The organism is Dehalobacter sp. 12DCB1 (assembly GCF_004343605.1).
Lineage (GTDB): Bacteria > Bacillota > Desulfitobacteriia > Desulfitobacteriales > Syntrophobotulaceae > Dehalobacter.
Genome location: NZ_POSF01000010.1, coordinates 1 through 3115, shown reverse-complemented (window position 1 = coordinate 3115; position 3115 = coordinate 1). Strand labels below are relative to the sequence as shown.

Here is a 3115-nt window from a genome sequence, read left to right as displayed (position 1 = left end):
ATATGCAAGCGCCAGGCATCAGATAACAAGGCATTATCGCAACTTTGCCAATATGAATGAAGCATGACGCTGCGGTAATGCCCAGCCGTTCTACGAAACCGTACGCATTGGCCGCGCATCCATGCGCGGTATTATGAAAGTCATAATGATAGAAGGTGTTTTATTGAAGAATTCAAATTTTGAGGAACTTGTAGAGGAATATAAAGAATGTATTAAATTAAACGCCATTATTGATTATGGCAATAAGAGTGAAGTAAGGAAGGCTAATAAAGCTGTTGATAGAATGATCAAAATATCCCGTTTAATAAGCGAAAAATATCCTTCAAGGATTTATGACTTTGCTGAATTGTTAAGTGATAAAGATTTTAGGACCGATATTTGGGTGGCACATCATATATTGGAGAACATGGTATATTCGGGCGATTTGGAAGCTAGAGCATTAAACGTAATAATCGAGTATTCTAAGGAAGATTCAGTGAATGGTTTAGGGAATCGAATGTGGCTAGAGAATTGGTACAGGAAGGCAAAAGATGATTTGAAATTGTAGAAACTTTTGGTTGAATGGTGATAGGGGCCGCCATCCGTGGCGTCCTCTGAATTTGGGGGCGTACGGCTTCGTAGAACAGCCGGTTCCCGCCACTTAGAGGATGACGAATGTGGTCAGGGCGCGGCGGGAACCGGCGAGACGTTAAATGAAATTGGTCGCAAAGGCCGCGCCGTCCTGGCGCGGATATTTGAAAGTTGCCAAATAAAGTGATGAGAGGAGAGTTGAAATGACAATTATTGCTGCTATAAAAACGGGAACTGACTTAGTCTTAGCTGCAGACAGTAAAGTAACAACAAAAGGTTTTGGAGGTATAGTAGATGGTCAGTCAATTTGGCTCGACCAAACATATGACTATTGTACAAAGATTGCATTTAGTTTACATAATTGTTTTACTGCTGCTGTTGCTGGACAAGCTTCTTTTGGAGATATACAGACTTTAGATATCATTAAAGAATTCGATGCTGTAATTCCCGAAACTAGAGAAGCACAACACAATGAACTTATGAAATTAGTGAATAAAATAAATGAATTAAGGTCTTTGAAATATCATGAAATAGGTATTCCAGAACAGTATTTACCAGTAACATACTTAATACTTGGGGGGTCTGATCCAGAAGGTAGAGGAGTTAACGCTTGGCATATTACTTTTCAATCTAATACTCCTACTGTTATGGAAATACTTAAAACCCCTACCGTTTTTTTGGCTGGTGCCGCAGACAATGCATTGACATTATTGTATAACTATAGTTTTGGTTCTGTAAATGAAGTTGCAGCTACTCTTGAAATGGAAAGCAAACAGATGAACGAAGCTTTTAACAATTTAGTTTCACCAATTAACAAAATTAATTTTTCTGCTATGCCTATACAAGACGCTATGGATATGGCTGCTTTTTTGGCCAAGGTTCAAATTCAAATGGATCGTTTCCTACCAGGTATTGGTAGCTGTGGAGGTCCGATTGATATAGCCGTAGTTCATGGTTTACCTAGGAATGAAGTTAGATGGTTTCCCGGAAAAGAATTACACTATCCAACTTTTTAGATGATAAATAATTGAAATTTGGGGGTCGACGTCCTGTCGCCCTCTGAATCTGGGGACGACCAACTTCACTTAACAGCACCTTCCCGCAATCTGAGAAAATATGAAAGTAGTATGCAGACTGCGGGAATACGCGAGACGTTATGTGAAATTGCCTAGTTTGGGGAAGTGGGAGTCAAAAAGATGGATATTGATGATTTAATAAGATTTGAGAATGAAAATACTGCTCTTGATTTTAAGGCAACACAATATGTAAAGGAACAATATGAGTCACTTATTAAGGATGTAATGGCTATGGCCAATTCAAATGTACAGGGTGATAGATACATAATTGTTGGGGTAAAACATCAAAGTAGTGGTGATAGGGAGCTATTGGGTATTGAACGTACAGAATTTGTTGATCCGGCAGTTTATCAGCAACTTATTCTAGAAAATATTGAACCTAACATACTACTTAACTATTCTCCCTATGAATTTGAGAGTAAAGTATTTGGTGTTTTTATTATCTCAAACTGTATAGACCGTCCCTACATGATGAAAAAAGACTATAAAAATCTTAAAAAAGGTGATAGTTTTATCCGAAAGGGTTCCCAACAGACTAGAATGGAAAGACGTGATTTTGATCAGATATTTGCTTCTAGAACTAATAGAACGGATTATGACAAATTCGTTAGTCTCAGTTTTAAGGGGTTTAGGAATACGGAAGAAATAGAATTACCTGCGGTTAAGCGTTCTAAACTTCCTTCCGAAAGAGCGAAGGAGAAGATTATTAAAATTCTAGAACAAAAAAGAGTTGAGCCAGAGCCAACGGGTTATTTAAGAGCTATACGTTCAATGGGTTCATTATCATATTTCGGGGGCACTCCATATGAGAATCGAACAATTGAAGAATTAGAAAAGAACCTTGCAAATGTTAACGAAACATATCGCCCAGACGATTACTACGAAACATATGAGTTACACTCACATAAACTAAATATTACAATTGTAAATGATGGACAGAGTTATTTAGAAGATTGTTCAATAAAAGTTGAAGTTAAAAAAGCACCTGGTTTGTTATTAGCCTCAAGATTATATCATAAACCAGAGCATAATAGCTTGCTGGCAATTAATTCTATTGTACCAAGAGTAGAGACTATTACGTACCCAGACGTCGATTCTACGGAGGATGCCTGGATAATAACACAACAAATTGGTGACATAAGACATCAAATACCAACCGATGCATTTGATGTTGACATTAGAATTGTATTTTCCGAAAAGATAATTGGTAATGTTATTAATTTCGAGTGTAGACTATTTGGGAAAAACTTATCTCATCCATTACAAAGAACTTTAAGAATAAAAGTAATAGAATAATAGAAAGCTGGCAACTTCACATAACACGGCAGTTCCGCAACTTAGAATATATGAATGTGCAATGACGCTGCGGAACTGCCTGGACGTTATGTAAAATGACATATCGGAGAAATACTCTGGAGTTTTAATGAAAAATTACTTTCTTTAAGATGACCCTTTGGTATTATCGGATA

The 3115-nt window shown here is 37.1% G+C and carries 3 protein-coding genes; all 3 read left to right on the top strand.

Annotated features, from left to right (window positions below; translation table 11 throughout):
* The first annotated feature begins 163 nt into the window (after positions 1 to 163).
* The 3 genes from C1I38_RS03545 (at position 164) to C1I38_RS03535 (ending at position 2942) form a co-directional block, all read left to right on the top strand.
* The gene (locus C1I38_RS03545; protein ID WP_131930095.1) at positions 164 to 547 is read left to right on the top strand and encodes a hypothetical protein; all 384 of its coding nucleotides are present in this window, start codon (positions 164 to 166) and stop codon (positions 545 to 547) included.
* A gap of 226 nt (positions 548 to 773) precedes the next feature.
* A complete protein-coding gene (locus C1I38_RS03540) occupies positions 774 to 1586 on the top strand; it encodes a hypothetical protein (RefSeq protein ID WP_131930093.1) in 813 nt (270 codons plus the stop codon).
* Between the two features lie 180 nt (positions 1587 to 1766).
* Positions 1767 to 2942, top strand: a complete 1176-nt coding sequence (locus C1I38_RS03535) for an ATP-binding protein (RefSeq protein ID WP_083916700.1) — start codon at positions 1767 to 1769, stop codon at positions 2940 to 2942.
* The last annotated feature ends 173 nt before the right edge of the window (positions 2943 to 3115 follow it).